We start from the raw sequence: 15359 nt of genomic DNA on the forward strand, positions 1-15359 counted from the left end.
GACGACAAAAGGCATTAAAAATAGTCTGCTAAAAGATTGAATTTTATCGCAAAGATTATTTGTAAGATCTAGAAAATAGTATATCTTTGCGACACGTCCCCGTAGTTCAATGGATAGAATTTCAGATTCCGGTTCTGACGATATGAGTTCGAATCTCGTCGGGGACACAAAAGGAGACACTTCATAGAAGTTGTCTCCTTTTTTATGCACATAAAAACACCATTAAAGCATATCCATTTAGTGTTCAAAATTTTCAATAAAATTATTTAGCCTTTTGGTTACCAATCACTTAAAAAAATCAGGTTTACAGCATCTCTTTCCCCCTTTGTAGAGTTCGATTTCTCTTTAGGGATTCGGTACTGGCTATATAGATTGACAATGTAATATCTGACCCACAATATAAAAGATTTGAGATATATTCTTTAATAGATTTCGCTTCTGAATTGATTCAGTGCCCTTTCATCAGCAAATCCTACCAATACATCAATAAGTTTCTCCGTCGTTGAGATCTTATTTTCGTGCACCATTCTCATAAATTTCAACATTTTTTCTTCTCCTATATTCTTCTCCAATTGATATAGGATATAAGGCCCTTTATAATAAGCAACCGAATGCCAGTTACTATCTCCTGTCTTTGTCTGAGAAATTTTGGTCGTTTTTTTATAGGCTTCTTCATATTTTCTCAATTGTTTTGCAAAGATCTCAGGTGAAAATGTCTTTTCTAACCATTTCAATGTAGAATATTCGGCAAAAGATTCATTAAGCCAGTCTTCCCATACCCCTGTTTTAGCATTCTGCCACCACAGATGTGCAATCTCATGAGCAAGTACTTTTTTATCAATCAGACCATATCCATCCAATAAGGACAAAGAAATGAATCCGCGCCTTGCATAAGACATATCGTGCTCAAAGGGATTTACGGTAATGACTAAGCTTTCCGTAAGACTGTTTCCGTAATTACTTTGATAGAAATTGTACATTGCAGAAGATGACTCTTTGATTTCTCTTATTTTTTCAGATGAAAGCTGTACCGAGAAAAATTTGATTTTCGTATTGTACGATTTGAAACGCTGGAATCTATTGGATAAGACAAGAGGTATGTCAAAGTGATTGTTGTTGTTAACGATTATCGTATTCTGGCTTTCTTCTTTGATGTCACCGTTACCAATAATTTCATAATTCTTCGGAACACTAAATTCCAGTCGATACGAATAGTTCTTATCTTCGATATTGACCGGAAACCAACCTGTGTAGAGGCTCAATTCGATCCAATTGGGATTATATGCAAATACCTTGTTCTCAATCCTGTCCAGCGGGTATGAGTAGGAAATATAGAGATCAAATTTCGAAGGAAAACCGTTTTGAATGGAAACCTTTTTTAAGTCTTCTATAACTTCTAATATCTCATATTTTATAGCTTTGTTTCCATAATCGAGGCTCCTTATCTCTGAATTTTTATTGATATAGAATTGAATATCATTGGTTCCGGTATTCAAATATTTAATCTTGAAAGATGCATTAATGATTTTCAGAGAATCTAAATATACACTTCCCTCATAATGTGTTATCTTTTGCCCATTTACTAAATTGCTAATTAGCATGCACATTATTGACATGACATTTTTTAATTTTAAAGTATTTGACATAAGTTTTGATTCATAATTATAATGAGTTAATACTTAAATATAAATAATCCGTTCTGCCTATAACGATAAATGAATCAGCTAACTGTTAAATCAAGATGTTTCCATTTATATAGATTCTCAGCATGCGAAAAATTATACCCGACCGAAACCTCTTGATTGTTCCTTTTTTCCGTTCAAAAAGCAGAAGGCAGACGTATAAAAGACAATTATGAAAGAGTATTCATTACATTAGATTTATACAGATATGTGATTTTTATAATGTTTCTCCTATCTTTAAGGATTAGACAAACAAAACAAACAGATAGAATTGCATAGGAAATCTCGTGTTACCTGCACTTCACTTTATAAACGAAAAAGACTATCCTAGGATAGTCTTTTTTGTTTATAAGCTCTTTTGCAATAACTTGTGTTGCGAAGCCGTAAAAATGTTCCGGAAGATTATATTGATTTCATGTTCGATGGCGGCCCCCGAAATTCCGGTATGTGGATAGAGTCTTATTGTATTTGTCAAGATAGATTCCACAAAATCTCGACTTTGTATCCCTATCTGTTCATAAATTGCTGCATTATCATTGCCATCATGAAGATTTACCCAAGAACGAGCGGCCAAATTCATTATTGCTTCCCTCCGATTAACATAATCTTGCTGAAAGTCATCGAGTACCCTAAACGCTTCTTTACTTTCAGTCTTCTCCCATTTGGATTGATTGCTTTTTAACACAAATAGTTTTTCGATTAAATCCAAAAAGCGCTTATACATTCCCGTAAAGTTGGCCAGTAAAGTCAATTCCGCAAAAGGCATAAATGGATATTGATACAACAGCTCGCTACGTGTACTTTTTGCCGCATCAATCTCAAAAGACTGCCTACCATCAACGAGTATGTCTTCCAGCGAAAAGGAATGCGAAGCCGTAGCCTCCAATCCAAATGTATCCCAGTCGTAATGCACCAGTACGTGGTCACGATCCACAAAAAATGATTTTATCAGTGGTTCACCCTTTTCGTCCAACACGGGTTTTCCTGCTTCCTGAATTGCAGCATTTAAGGTAAAATGGGTTAAATGAGGAGCTCCAGTAGCATATCTCCAAAAACCGCGGAGCCGATAATGTTCACCTTCACGTGTAGCTGTACCTGATGCCTGTCCACTGCCGCCAAAACAAACCCGATCCGTTTTGAAAATCTGATCTCCTAAAACCGGATCAATAAAACCGACAAAGAGATTTGCTCCTGAACATAACGTTACTGTCCAGGCTAGTCCCCCATCCCAATAAGCCAGGCCAGCCAATAAGTTGAGGCCTTCGGGTAGAGTCAGTCCCAATCCACCCAATGCACGGGGAACCCAAATCTTAAACCATTTCCGACGAAAAATGAGCTCGAGTTGTCCATCCGACAATGTTTTCTGATGGATTCCCTTAGCTTGATTATCTTTCAGAATAGCAATATCTTCGCTACTGAGTTGCATATCTTTCTTCACTTATTATTCTCCTCCAATTAAAATATCCACTAAATGCCATAACAAATAAAAACAAAGTCAAGCCCGAATAAAGAAATAACCCTTTATGGATCAGTAAAGGAATTGCTATCAGATTACTGATATTCAACAATATCCAATTTTCTATCTTCCGTTTTGCCAATAACCACATCCCTGCCCAAGCTGTACAGGAAACTGCAGAGTCCCAAAGTGGTACATCAGAATCCGTTAAATGTACCAATCCGAAATAAAACAACAGAAAACCGAGAGCGCAGATTCCCCCTACTATCCACCATTCTTTCGGCTCACAATGCGTTATGGGAGCTGCAACATCACTACTATATTTCCAATAGATCCAGCCATAGATGCTCATGATCAAATAATAAAGATGTAGTAATATTTCTGCATATAGTTTCGCATGGAATAATACGTAAACAGAAATTAAGATACCAATAATCCCAAAAATGTAATTGATCGATTTATTTTGCCGGGAAAACCAAACCTGTAAAACACCAAAGGATACCCCTAGCCACTCCGCGATGGTGGCCTGTTGGATCTGTTTTATAAAAGCTTCGAAAATTGTTTCAGAAGTCATCGCCTTGTTTATTATTTCGTGTAATTCATAATAAACCTATGGGAGAAAAACGGACGTTTTTATTGAAATTAAATCCCTACGCCAGCATTACCTGGATCAGGTATATAAAAGCGATTGTACAAGGAGGTACAATCGCTTTTATTGGGTATAATCTCAGCCGAGAATGACCATGGTCATTCCAAGCACCCCATAAGTATATTTTCTGTCGAATTGATTATTCTATATCAATCAATTTCAACGCTTTGTGCGTACGCGTACGCGTTTCTTTACATAGTTGCGCATCATCGTTCAATGATTTCCCGTGTGAAGGAATCATTTCACGTAGTTTTTTACGGTATTCATCTGATTTCGCACGTTCAGGGAAACATCTCTTCAACAGGCTGATCATGATAGCAACTGAGGTCGAAGCTCCAGGAGAAGCTCCTAATAGCGCTGCAATAGAACCATCTGCACTAGAAACGACCTCTGTACCAAATTCTAAAATTCCACCTTTCTTTTCATCTTTCTTGATGACCTGAACACGTTGTCCTGCTTTCTCGATAACCCAATCCTCCAATTTAGCTGTAGGCATAAATTGTTTTAAAGACTCTAGTTTATCTTTTGGTGACTTCATGACTTCAGTAATAAGATACTTCGTCAAAGGTAAGTTGTCAAGTCCGGCTGATAACATCGGACGGATATTGGACAGTTTGATAGAAGCGGGTAAATCGAAGTAAGAACCTTGTTTTAAGAATTTAGTTGAAAAACCTGCATAAGGTCCAAACAATAACGCTTGTTTGCCATCAATATAACGTGTATCTAAGTGCGGTACAGACATTGGAGGAGCTCCAACAGAAGCTTTTCCATATACCTTCGCATGATGTGTATTAATGATTTCTTCATTTACACAACGTAGCCATTGGCCCCCTACAGGAAATCCGCCATAGCCTTTCGCTTCCGGTATTCCAGATTTTTCCAACAATAACAACGAGTGGCCACCGGCCCCAATAAATACAAACTTTGCTTTGATTTCTCTCTTTGTTCCTGTCTTTAAATCTTTGACCTCCACTTCCCAACGGCCATCTTCTTCACGTTCGATGTCGATTACTTCATGGTTTAAGGAGATCGAAATATTTTCTTTATTTTCAAGATTAGCGATCAAATCACGTGTCAACGACCCAAAATTAACATCAGTACCCAGATCCATTTTTGTTGCAGCGATTTTTTCGTCGGCCTCGCGTCCTTCCATCATCAATGGAATCCACGATTTCAACAATGCCGTATCTTCGGTATACTCCATCCCTTTGAACAAGTTTTGGGTCGTCAATGTTTCCCATCTTGTCTTTAGGAATTTAGCATCTTTTTCACCAAAAACCGCACTCATGTGTGGAATACTACGGATAAAATTTTCAGGTTGGGCAATAATGCCTTTATCAACGAGGTAGGACCAAAATTGCTTAGACACTTCAAATTGCTCAGCAATTTTAACTGCTTTATCAATCTTTACAGAACCATCCTTCTGTTCGGGGGTATAATTTAACTCGCATAAGGCAGAGTGACCCGTGCCAGCATTATTCCAAGCGTCAGAACTTTCAGCAGCCACAACATCCAAACGCTCAAGAATTTCAATATTAACGTCTGGGCTTAATTCATTGATTAGAGTACCCAAAGTAGCACTCATAATACCGGCGCCGATCAGAACAACGTCAACTTCTTTATTTGATTTTTTGCTCATGTTTTTGTGATTGATGCAAATTTAATATAGTTTTTGGTAAACGTCCAAGTCTTTTGTCAAAAAACTGTACTTTTTAGAACCACTTATTCAAAAATACCATTGATTTATTAAAATAATCCTAAGTGAGCGATCGCTTACCGTAAAATTCTAAAATTGTTTCCTGAAAACACTCCCCCACTCCAAGATAAACACAAGGTCAGCACACAATGTTTTTCTATTTTAAACCGTTATTTATCGAAAGATTTTGTGTTATAATATAGTTTTAACATTTTTGCAGAACATCGAAAGGCAATAGTGTACACAATAGCTAAAAAACAAGATCATTTATTCGCTAATACGACGGCATCGAAAAAACACAAGCACTGTGGCATAACCAAGATAAACCAAATGGAAACGAGTTCATGTTTCGTATTGAATTCCAATAACAGACGGGCTGTGAGAGAAAGACAGCGCGTGGAAAATGGACATAAATGCCTAAGTGTGAATAATTGAAGAACAAATAACTTATACAGATGAAAATACTTGAAGGAAAAATTGCTTTAGTAACAGGAGCATCAAAAGGAATCGGAAGGAAAATTGCGGAAGTGTTTGCACAACATGGTGCTAACGTCGCTTTTACATATCTTTCTTCTGTCGAAAAAGGACAGGCGCTGGAACAGGAGCTTCAAGCTTTCGGCACCAAAGTGATTGGTTATCGCTCTGACGCTTCAAAATTCGAAGAAGCAGAACAATTAATCAATGCGATCGTTGCCGATTTTGGAGGATTAGATATCGTTGTAAATAATGCCGGTATCACAAAAGACGGCTTGTTAATGCGTATGACCGAAGAGAATTGGGATGATGTATTAAATGTCAACTTAAAATCTGTCTTTAACGTTACAAAAGCTGCTTCGAAAATTATGATGAAAAACCGTAAAGGTTCATTTATCAATATGTCTTCAGTTGTTGGAGTTCAAGGAAATGCCGGTCAGGCAAATTATGCCGCATCGAAAGCTGGTATTATTGGGTTCACAAAATCCATCGCTAAAGAATTAGGTTCTCGTAATATCCGTGCAAATGTAGTTGCTCCAGGTTTTATACGTACCGAAATGACAGATGTACTGGATCCTAAAGTTGTGGCTGGATGGGAAGCCGGAATTCCATTGAAACGTGCTGGCGAACCAGAAGACGTTGCCAATGCATGTCTTTATTTAGCATCTGATTTATCAGCATACGTAACCGGACAGGTTCTTCCTGTTGATGGTGGTATGTTATAAAATAAACAGGCTTAGGTTAAGTTTTCTTAACTTGACCTAAGCCTGTTCTCTAGTTATATTTCACGGCCTATCCTGATCTATTTCTACGAAACACCTATGCACGCCACAATTAACGGTGTTCTTTTCCAAATTTTAGTTAATTTTGTCTATCAAATTTTTAAATGCTATGACGAACTGGAAGGATTTTTTTGACATTAAAACAGAGGATGATTTTAATCAGCATTGTTTAGATACCTACCAATTCCAAAGCCAGCATTGCAAAGTTTATCGTGACTATATCAGGCTCCTTGGGCGAGAAAAAGACCTTATTCAGCACTATACGGATATTCCTTTCATGCCCATCGAATTTTTTAAGACTCAACAGGTTATTGCTGAAGGAATGGAGGCTGAAATTGTATTCTCGAGTTCGGGTACAACGGGTATGGTTACCTCAAAACATCTGGTCGCTGACCGGAGTATATATGAGCGAACTTTTCGGAAGATTTTTGAAAGTTTCTATGGTCCGCTCGGCAACATCGCCGTCCTTGCATTGCTCCCATCCTACCTAGAGCGAAGTGGTTCGTCGCTGATCTATATGATTGATGATCTCATGAAGCAAAGTGAACAACCTGAAAGCAATTATTTTCTCTATAACCACCAAGAGCTTTACGATACACTTATTAAGCTCAAAAATAAAGGCACAAAGACCATCCTCTTTGGCGTAACGTATGCCCTACTCGACTTCATTGAACAATATGCCTTTGAATTTCCTGAACTGATCATTATGGAAACCGGCGGAATGAAAGGTAAGCGTAAGGAAATGGTGAAACAGGAAATCCATAAACTCCTGGAAGAAGCCTTTTCTGTCCATGGTATCCATTCTGAATATGGCATGACAGAGTTACTCTCACAAGGCTACTCTTCAGGTCAGGGAATATTCTATCTTCCCAAATGGATGAAAATCTTGATTCGAGATACCAATGATCCTTTAAGCCTGATTCCTTTGAATAAAACTGGCGGTATCAATGTAATCGACCTCGCCAATCGCTACTCGTGTTCATTTATAGCCACACAAGATTTAGGCAAAGTATATCAGGATGGATCTTTTGAAATATTGGGACGTTTTGACCAAAGTGATATTCGTGGTTGTAATCTCTTGGTTCAGTAATGATCTAACATGATCAGCGCGGCATTTGCCAAACGGCTTGGTTCCCTCAAGGCAAATTGCCTATACCACAATAAAAAACACCTGGTCTTAATGCACGGCCAGGTGTTTTTTTATTCGAATTACGATCCTTATTTCAGACTCGGATCTTCAAAGGTGTTGCCCGATCGCATATCCCCTGAGTCATATCCTTTTTTAAACCATTCCATACGCTGGGCGGATGTACCATGTGTAAATGATTCAGGAACAGCATAGCCCTGTGCTTCCGTCTGTAATTTATCATCACCAACAGCAGCTGCAGCTTTCATCCCGTCCATTATATCATTATAATCAATTTTTACATCTGTTAATTCATTGATGTAATGCGCCCATACACCAGCATAAAAATCCGCTTGCAGCTCGGTCATAACGGAAATCCTGTTATTTTCACGCTCACTCAGTTTCCCTCGGGCTTGATTGGTCTTCGGCAATAATCCCACCAATTGTTGGATATGATGTCCAACTTCATGCGCAATTACATATGCCATAGCGAACTCTCCCTTTGCACCGAATTTATCCGACAGTTCTTTACTAAAGCTCAGATCCAGATAAATCTTTTGATCACCCGGACAATAAAAAGGTCCGTAAGAAGCCTGCCCCATACCACAACCATCCGTTTGTGTTCCCCCATCGTAAAATACGAGTGTTGTAGGGGTATAATTTTTCTGCATCTGCTCTTTAAACAGCTTTGCCCAAACATCCTCGGTACTCTGAAGTACAGTTAATGAAAATTCAGTTAGTCTTTTTTCCTCAGGATTTAACTCACGCGGCTGTCCCGACTGTTCAGTTTGCGCCCCCATATTTTGGGCTTGCTGTAAGAGTTGCATCGGATCTCCACCCATCAAAAATCCAATGACCAAAACAATAATTCCACCAATTCCTCCTAAAGCAATTTTTCCTCCCCCCGACATTCCACGACGGTCCTCAAAATTACCACTTTGCTTGCCTCCTTGCCATTTCATAGTATTCCTATATTACAGTTAATAATCTTTTCTAATGTTGGTTAAACACAAATTCGGTACCAATGTTCTACATGAAGTAAATTTATTTTAAGAAAAAATTTACTTCACTTTACCTCATAGCCCGCATCATATAAATAAATCTACCAGCAAACAAATGAAAGTCATAAGCAAAAACAATGCTTTATAAGAGTAAAAACAGGAATTATTTCCCTAAGTCGTGATATTCGTCATTGCACATCAAAGCAAATTTGGCTAAGTTTGGGCTTTCAAAAAAACTGACATGAAATTAGAAGAACAATTACAAGCGAGAGCTGGCGGGAAATGTGAGCTGACAGGCGAAGATGCTACTTTAATTGCCTACACATTACCACCGGAAATAACATCAAATTTGGACAATACTTTACTGATTTCAGAAACATTGGTCAATCAGCTCAACAAAACGGAGCAATTAAATCCAGACGACTGGAAATTCCTTCCAAATGCGATGTGGTCCGAAAACCCATCGGTGCAAATTGTATGCTGGCGTATGTTAAACCGATTAAAAAATGAAGGCTGGGCGTCTGAAGCACTGGATATCCTCTATCTCGACGATGAAACACTATTGGAAGCTAAGAAAACTGGAGATCATGAAAATGATGGCTATGTTTCTTTTCATGAAGATAGCATCGGGCAACGACTGTTGGAGGGCGATACCGTTGTTCTGACAAAAACGCTTGACGTGAAAGGTTCCTCCTTAAAAGCGACTTTAGGCACCGTGGTTAAGAATATTCGACTAGTAGCAGACAATATCGAACAAATTGAAGGAAAGATTGAAGGTCAAACAATCGTTATACTGACCAAATATCTCCGTAAACAAAATTAAAATAGACTTTTCGACTAAATAATTAAGGCTTAAACTGGTGTTCATTCCTGTTTAAGCCTTAACTATTTAGATAGATAGCTGTCACTATTGCGGATAATTCCGCACAAATTCAAAACGATAGTTTGGATGTTGTTTGAGACTATCGATCAAATCCGATAATAACCGCTGTCCTTTTTTCGTTTGATACATATTATCATGTGTCAATAGCACAACATTGTTTTTCGTATAAGAGGTACCTTTACGAAGTAAATTCTTCATTTGGGTATACAACTGATTCACCGATAGGTCTGGCTTCCCTGTAACACCATTAATCTTCCACTCACAGTCCCAACCAATTACTTTATAACCATTCTGGTGTAGTAACTCGGCCGTCGAAGCCCCACTTTTCAAATCAACCTTTTTACGGTCTCCGATATACCAGATATTTCGTCCCGGCAACCGCACTATTTTATGTGTTAAACCCAGTGATTGCTCAGCAAGTTCAAAATCTTCAAAAGCCGTCTGTGGATTCGAATAGAAAGTACTGTATTTATTGTGCGCATGCCAGTAACTGTGGTTGTAACAATCCACTAAAGGATTATTCTTATAACGTTCTGTAAAACTGTGTAATTTTTTACTCATTTTGTCATGATTGCCAATCAGAAAAGCATTAATTTTGATCCCTTTAGCAGTCGCAATGGAATCAAGGTGCTGGCTTCCATTCAGTGGACCATCGTCAAAAGTGAGATAAATATAACGTGGAGAAACTGTATCAGTCAACAATACTGTCGTATCTTTAGTCCCTTTGTAGTCCACATTTTCTTCCATTTTTGTAATGGTGTCTTTACGCAGCGAATCCACTTTACTTATAGAATCTTGCACAGCAAGCAAACTATCCTTTTTTGGCGGCATAGAGTCAACAGCTCCCACATTTTGCACCTTATTTGTCCCACTTTGATTGCAGGAGTAAAATCCAAAAATAGATATACTTAACCCTACCCATACAACACCCGAATTAACCACTTTTCTCATCACAAAAATTAACTTACACATTACAATTATTTCCCAAAAACTCAAAATCGCCTAAAATAGGCTGACCTCAGTCCCGTGTAGCGCAAAATTAATATATTTTTCATTAATCAAGCTGTTATGTTATTTAATTTATTGTGCATGTACACTAAAAGCTTCATGATTCCGCAAGCACCCAAAGCTACGAATGCAAACAGCGTGTTATTTCTGGCCAAAAAAAAGGAACCTATATTTATATAGATTCCTTTTTTATCATGTTATTCAACTACTCGATTAATCTCTATGTCTTCCTCCGTGACCGTTACCACGCCCATGTCCGTTTCCATGCCCTTGGTTATTGCCACGTCCATGTCCATTTCCTCTATCGTATCGACGGCTTTCTCCCCATGAATGTTCGCGCCTTACACTACGCTCGCTGGCAAATGAATACCCGCTACCACCGTGGTGGTTGTCACGGATAGATACTTGTCTTCCACGGTAACCGCCATAACGGCTTCTATACCGATCGTGGTGATGCCATGGTGTGCGATCGTTAATAACCACTTTATGAGCCCGATAAAAATCGTAATGTCTGTATCTCCTCGGTAAACTTGCTCTTCTTATCCAGCCGCCATTATCATAATAAACGTAACATCTCGCGGGTACATCGTAATACATATTGTATTCTGGAATATAATAATAACGAGCATAATCATAACCTACTGGCCCCCAGCTTGGCTGACTCCCAATATTGACACTAATACTGACTTGCGCTTGTGCAGCTCCCGCTGTAAAAAGGCCTGCAATAATCGCCGCCGCGTAAAACAATTTTTTCATAAGTAGCTCCTCCCTCTAGTTTGTAATTTCTTCTTTACAATACGACAACAAACAGTGTGCAAAAGATTAATGTTCAAATGTTAATTTTTGTTAACACAACAATAAGAGCTTCATTTTAAACAGGTTGAATATGATTATAGTTAGCAATAAAACCGCAAACTTTTTAGTAGGATCAGTTGTTCAGATCATACAGACTTTAATGAACTAATCACAATGAGTATATATAACGTAGGAATATTGGTTGGTAGCTTACGAAAGGAATCTTACAACAAAAAAATTGCGCAGTTTATTCTTGAACAAGAGGAATCTAAATTTGGCTATCGCATAATCGATATCAGCGAGCTTCCCCTATATAATCAGGATGTTGACGATGTAGGAAATCCTCCTCCGAGCTATGTGCGATTTCGGAAAGAGGTTGCGTCCCTGGATGCTGTACTTTTTATTACTGCAGAGTATAATCGTTCTATTCCTGCAGTTTTAAAAAATGCGATTGACGTGGGTTCAAGACCCTATGGAAAAAATAAATGGGATGGTAAACCTGGCGCAATAATTTCTTCATCAACGGGAGTTTACGGAGGCTTTGGCGCCAACCACCATTTACGTCAGTCACTAGTCTTCGTCAATATCTTAACGATGCAGCAACCCGAAGCTTATTTGGGCAGTATAACAACATGTATTGGTCCCAGTGGGACTATTGAATCACAAAAAACCAAAGATTTTCTACGCAGCTTTAAAAATGCCTTTGAGCAATGGGCTGAGCGAATTATACATACAAAAGGTCAGGATTAAATCCTGACCTTTTGTATGTATAATCAAATTATTCTAGTCCTGTTCATCACTGACGTCATAGTTCCAATGTTGTAATTTTTCCTGCAAAATCCGCGATATCTTATTGAAATAGCGCTTTTGCTTATAGCCCATTACCCATTGTACGCCCTGTACAGCATTGGTACAGAAAATCTCATCCGCCCGTTTCATGATTTCGGGGCTTATCTGTGCCTCAACAACCTCTATACCTTCATCCTGTGCCATGTCCATAACTACCCGGCGCATTACTCCTTCAATACATCCTTCGGATAACGCTGGTGTATAAAGTACCTTTTCATAATAGACAAAGATATTTGAAATCAAGGATTCACATAGATAACCTTCCTGATTTAGAATCAATACATCATCAAAAGCCATTTTCTTTTTATAGATGCCAGCCAACACATAAATCTGCGCATTTAAAGATTTAATCTTTGAAAGATCGCTATACGGTTTTTTGAATTCACTGTACAGCCCTACAATCAAACCGACCTTCTTATCGCGAAGATTAGGTTCTATGCGCTGCACCTGCAAAACAAAACCAGGTTTATTACTCGTTGGACTATACAATCCGCCTCCAGATCTAAACACGATCAATCGGATACGAACCTGCTGCCCCAACATGTTGTTTTTACGGATTAATTCTTCGGATCTCGAACGAATAAAAAATTCATCGAACAGGTTCGCATCATCCAAATGAATCAACTCCATTCCTTTCTGTAAACGCTCGACATGAAAATTTAGAAAGCGGATATCACCATCCTTATACAGCATCGTTTCGAATAATCCATCCCCATAACGGAAACCTCTATTCTCAATGCTAAATATTTCCTGATCTTCCGGCACTACACTGCCATTGAAATTGATATAGTTTGTTGGCATCTTAATTTTGTTCTAAATTTTAATCATTTTCTATAGCCATTGAATTTGCCGCATATCCGCGCCACTTTTCTAAAGCTAAACGAAAATCTTCCGGAAATGGTACCTCAAAATACATATTTTCTTTTGTAGAAGGATGGATAAATCCCAATACTTGCGCATGAAGGGCTTGTCGCGGCAGTAATGAAAAACAGTTATCCACAAACTGCTTGTACTTTGAAAACACGGTACCTTTTAAAATCTTATCTCCACCATACATTGCATCATTAAATAACGGATGACCAATAGATTGCATATGCGTACGAATTTGGTGTGTACGCCCTGTTTCTAACTGACATTCTATTAAAGTAACATAGCCCAGTCGCTCCAAAACTCTGTAATGTGTCACTGACCAACGCCCTTTGTCTTCACCATCATACATCGCCATGATGCGTCTGTCTTTTAGATGACGTCCAATATAACCTGTAATTGTTCCGTCCTCCTTTAAATCACCCCAAACTAATGCAATATACTTACGGGTAATGCTGTGATCGAAAAACTGTTTTGCCAAAAAGGCCATTGATTTTTCATTTTTAGCAATAACCAATAGTCCGGAAGTGTCTTTATCGATTCGATGCACCAACCCCGGGCGATCGGAGTTTCCTGGGAGCTGTGGCAGCTGCTGTATATGATAAGTTAATGCATTTACCAAGGTTCCCGTATAATTATTATATCCTGGATGCACGACCATTCCCGCCTCTTTATTCACAATCAGCACGTCGTCATCCTCGTATTTGATATCCAATGGAATGTTTTCAGGATAAACTTCGTTATCCCGTGGTGGATCAGGTAGCACCAATGTAATCACATCATCAGGTCTAACCTTATAGCTCGCCTTGATCTCCTTACCGTTAACCATGACAGAACCTGCTTCAATAGCATGCTGAATTTTGCTCCGCGTAGCATTTTCTACCCTGTTCATCAGGTATTTGTCAATGCGGAGTAATGCTTGTCCCTTATCCACCTCAATACGTAGATGCTCAAATAATTCTTGTTCTTCCTGATCTTGCGATCCTATTTGTTCTGTCATGCTACAAAAATAAACCAAATGAAACAATTTTCGTTAAATTTGTTTTCATTTAATGTTATGTTGCCCTTCAAAATCCATAGCCCCGAAACTGAATTGTGCCTCCCAGCCTGGGAGAAGAAGCATATTAAAGTAACACTTAAGCGCGATGACCTCATCCATCCTTTTATTTCAGGCAATAAATGGCGAAAATTAAAATATAATCTGGAAGAAGCCCTGCTGCTTCAGAAAAATCATCTTGTTACATTTGGTGGAGCATGGAGCAACCATCTTTTAGCTACCGCTTGCGCCGGAGCTACCTTCAAGTTTAAAACAACCGCTTTTGTTCGAGGTGAAGAAGGGGTTAACAACCCTGTTTTAGCGATGTGCCGCCTTTTTGGGATGCAGCTCATTTACGTCGACCGCGAATCTTACCGAGATAAAGAAAATTTATACAACACCTATTTTGGTCAGGATCCAACGACGTTCTATATACACGAGGGTGGTTACGGCATGCTAGGAGCAAAAGGTTGCTCCGAACTCGTTGATGAACTCCAACATGAATACCAGCATATTTTTACCGCCTGCGGCACAGGAACAACATTAGCTGGAATAGCCAATGCTATAGAAAAACGAGATCTATTTACCCGCGTACACGGCATACCTGTTTTAAAAAATGGGGGCTTTATTCAGGAGGAAGTCGATCAACTTTACCCCAACATCACCCCTCCTATTTTACATCTTGATTATCATTTTGGTGGTTATGCAAAATCCAATACCGACTTGCTCGCCTTTGTGCAGCATTTTATAGCTGCTACAGGAATCATGATCGAGCCCACCTATACCGGCAAATTACTTTATGCCGTAGATGATCTGATCAAAAAGGACTACTTTACCCCCGCAGATCAGGTACTCGTTATTCATACTGGCGGACTTACAGGCCTGCTTGGTATGTACGAACGTTTCAATTTTATTGATCTACATCAATAAATACGCTAGAACGCCGTACAGAGACATTTGATTGACATTTATTCAGCAATTATATCGTAAGTTTGACCAGATTTTAAAATAAAACATAGCGAAAACATGCGAAATTCATGATTTTCTAAAGGTAA

14 protein-coding genes and 1 tRNA gene are annotated in these 15359 nt (G+C 38.7%); 6 read left to right on the forward strand and 9 right to left on the reverse strand.

Annotated elements, in window-relative coordinates; genetic code table 11:
* The first annotated feature begins 95 nt into the window (after window positions 1–95).
* Window positions 96–167 (forward strand) — tRNA-Arg (locus HS960_RS11655).
* A 255-nt stretch (window positions 168–422) separates the two neighbouring features.
* On the opposite strand, the gene HS960_RS11660 is transcribed toward HS960_RS11655, so the two are convergent.
* The 4 genes from HS960_RS11660 to HS960_RS11675 form a co-directional block, all read right to left on the reverse strand.
* Complete coding sequence (locus HS960_RS11660; protein ID WP_182332749.1) at window positions 423–1646, reverse strand: M1 family aminopeptidase; 1224 nt, start codon at window positions 1644–1646, stop codon at window positions 423–425.
* A 382-nt stretch (window positions 1647–2028) separates the two neighbouring features.
* Window positions 2029–3108 carry an acyl-CoA dehydrogenase family protein gene (locus tag HS960_RS11665; protein ID WP_182332751.1) on the reverse strand — a complete coding sequence of 360 codons (1080 nt, stop codon included), beginning with the start codon at window positions 3106–3108 and terminating at the stop codon, window positions 2029–2031.
* The gene (pnuC, locus tag HS960_RS11670) at window positions 3095–3712 is read right to left on the reverse strand and encodes a nicotinamide riboside transporter PnuC (RefSeq protein WP_159728759.1); all 618 of its coding nucleotides are present in this window, start codon (window positions 3710–3712) and stop codon (window positions 3095–3097) included. The genes HS960_RS11665 and pnuC overlap by 14 nt, the downstream gene beginning before the upstream one ends.
* Before the next feature lie 214 nt (window positions 3713–3926).
* Complete coding sequence (locus tag HS960_RS11675) at window positions 3927–5426, reverse strand: malate:quinone oxidoreductase (protein WP_120334729.1); 1500 nt, start codon at window positions 5424–5426, stop codon at window positions 3927–3929.
* Between the two features lie 512 nt (window positions 5427–5938).
* Between HS960_RS11675 and fabG the strand changes: the two genes are divergently transcribed.
* Complete coding sequence (gene fabG, locus HS960_RS11680) at window positions 5939–6682, forward strand: 3-oxoacyl-[acyl-carrier-protein] reductase (protein WP_075991942.1); 744 nt, start codon at window positions 5939–5941, stop codon at window positions 6680–6682.
* 166 nt (window positions 6683–6848) lie between these two features.
* Window positions 6849–7829 carry a long-chain-fatty-acid--protein ligase gene (locus HS960_RS11685; RefSeq protein WP_153847421.1) on the forward strand — a complete coding sequence of 327 codons (981 nt, stop codon included), beginning with the start codon at window positions 6849–6851 and terminating at the stop codon, window positions 7827–7829.
* Between the two features lie 128 nt (window positions 7830–7957).
* On the opposite strand, the gene ypfJ is transcribed toward HS960_RS11685, so the two are convergent.
* Window positions 7958–8827 carry a KPN_02809 family neutral zinc metallopeptidase gene (ypfJ, locus tag HS960_RS11690; RefSeq protein ID WP_153847420.1) on the reverse strand — a complete coding sequence of 290 codons (870 nt, stop codon included), beginning with the start codon at window positions 8825–8827 and terminating at the stop codon, window positions 7958–7960.
* Between the two features lie 280 nt (window positions 8828–9107).
* On the opposite strand from ypfJ, the gene HS960_RS11695 reads away from it, so the two are divergent.
* On the forward strand, window positions 9108–9689 hold the full coding sequence (locus tag HS960_RS11695) for a PhnA domain-containing protein (protein WP_075991939.1): 582 nt from the start codon (window positions 9108–9110) through the stop codon (window positions 9687–9689).
* 84 nt (window positions 9690–9773) lie between these two features.
* Here HS960_RS11695 and HS960_RS11700 read toward each other — a convergent pair whose 3' ends face one another.
* Together HS960_RS11700 and HS960_RS11705 are read right to left on the reverse strand one after the other, a co-directional pair.
* Entirely contained in the window at window positions 9774–10700 is a 927-nt protein-coding gene (locus HS960_RS11700; protein ID WP_153847419.1) for a polysaccharide deacetylase family protein, read from the reverse strand.
* Between the two features lie 270 nt (window positions 10701–10970).
* Window positions 10971–11513 carry a hypothetical protein gene (locus HS960_RS11705; RefSeq protein ID WP_153847418.1) on the reverse strand — a complete coding sequence of 181 codons (543 nt, stop codon included), beginning with the start codon at window positions 11511–11513 and terminating at the stop codon, window positions 10971–10973.
* Window positions 11514–11726: 213 nt separating this feature from the next.
* Here HS960_RS11705 and HS960_RS11710 point away from each other — a divergent pair, with 213 nt between their 5' ends.
* Window positions 11727–12302, forward strand: coding sequence for an NADPH-dependent FMN reductase (locus HS960_RS11710; RefSeq protein WP_153847417.1), 576 nt, complete (start codon window positions 11727–11729; stop codon window positions 12300–12302).
* A gap of 33 nt (window positions 12303–12335) precedes the next feature.
* On the opposite strand, the gene HS960_RS11715 is transcribed toward HS960_RS11710, so the two are convergent.
* Window positions 12336–13202: an aminotransferase class IV gene (locus tag HS960_RS11715; RefSeq protein WP_159728763.1), complete on the reverse strand. Its 867-nt coding sequence runs from the start codon at window positions 13200–13202 to the stop codon at window positions 12336–12338.
* Between the two features lie 19 nt (window positions 13203–13221).
* Window positions 13222–14268, reverse strand: coding sequence for an RluA family pseudouridine synthase (locus HS960_RS11720; protein WP_182332752.1), 1047 nt, complete (start codon window positions 14266–14268; stop codon window positions 13222–13224).
* 18 nt (window positions 14269–14286) lie between these two features.
* Here HS960_RS11720 and HS960_RS11725 point away from each other — a divergent pair, with 18 nt between their 5' ends.
* Window positions 14287–15234 carry a 1-aminocyclopropane-1-carboxylate deaminase/D-cysteine desulfhydrase gene (locus HS960_RS11725; RefSeq protein ID WP_227550283.1) on the forward strand — a complete coding sequence of 316 codons (948 nt, stop codon included), beginning with the start codon at window positions 14287–14289 and terminating at the stop codon, window positions 15232–15234.
* The last annotated feature ends 125 nt before the right edge of the window (window positions 15235–15359 follow it).

The sequence above is a fragment of the Sphingobacterium paramultivorum genome (assembly GCF_014109745.1).
Classification (GTDB): domain Bacteria; phylum Bacteroidota; class Bacteroidia; order Sphingobacteriales; family Sphingobacteriaceae; genus Sphingobacterium; species Sphingobacterium paramultivorum.

What these genes read in the sequence shown, in the direction of transcription:
- HS960_RS11660 (WP_182332749.1), bottom strand. Translation starts at nt 1,646, where the DNA reads ATGTCAAATACTTTAAAATTAAAAAATGTCATGTCAATAATGTGCATG.
- HS960_RS11665 (WP_182332751.1), bottom strand. Translation starts at nt 3,108, where the DNA reads ATGCAACTCAGTAGCGAAGATATTGCTATTCTGAAAGATAATCAAGCT.
- pnuC (WP_159728759.1), bottom strand. Translation starts at nt 3,712, where the DNA reads ATGACTTCTGAAACAATTTTCGAAGCTTTTATAAAACAGATCCAACAG.
- HS960_RS11675 (WP_120334729.1), bottom strand. Translation starts at nt 5,426, where the DNA reads ATGAGCAAAAAATCAAATAAAGAAGTTGACGTTGTTCTGATCGGCGCC.
- fabG (WP_075991942.1), top strand. Translation starts at nt 5,939, where the DNA reads ATGAAAATACTTGAAGGAAAAATTGCTTTAGTAACAGGAGCATCAAAA.
- HS960_RS11685 (WP_153847421.1), top strand. Translation starts at nt 6,849, where the DNA reads ATGACGAACTGGAAGGATTTTTTTGACATTAAAACAGAGGATGATTTT.
- ypfJ (WP_153847420.1), bottom strand. Translation starts at nt 8,827, where the DNA reads ATGAAATGGCAAGGAGGCAAGCAAAGTGGTAATTTTGAGGACCGTCGT.
- HS960_RS11695 (WP_075991939.1), top strand. Translation starts at nt 9,108, where the DNA reads ATGAAATTAGAAGAACAATTACAAGCGAGAGCTGGCGGGAAATGTGAG.
- HS960_RS11700 (WP_153847419.1), bottom strand. Translation starts at nt 10,700, where the DNA reads ATGAGAAAAGTGGTTAATTCGGGTGTTGTATGGGTAGGGTTAAGTATA.
- HS960_RS11705 (WP_153847418.1), bottom strand. Translation starts at nt 11,513, where the DNA reads ATGAAAAAATTGTTTTACGCGGCGGCGATTATTGCAGGCCTTTTTACA.
- HS960_RS11710 (WP_153847417.1), top strand. Translation starts at nt 11,727, where the DNA reads ATGAGTATATATAACGTAGGAATATTGGTTGGTAGCTTACGAAAGGAA.
- HS960_RS11715 (WP_159728763.1), bottom strand. Translation starts at nt 13,202, where the DNA reads ATGCCAACAAACTATATCAATTTCAATGGCAGTGTAGTGCCGGAAGAT.
- HS960_RS11720 (WP_182332752.1), bottom strand. Translation starts at nt 14,268, where the DNA reads ATGACAGAACAAATAGGATCGCAAGATCAGGAAGAACAAGAATTATTT.
- HS960_RS11725 (WP_227550283.1), top strand. Translation starts at nt 14,287, where the DNA reads ATGAAACAATTTTCGTTAAATTTGTTTTCATTTAATGTTATGTTGCCC.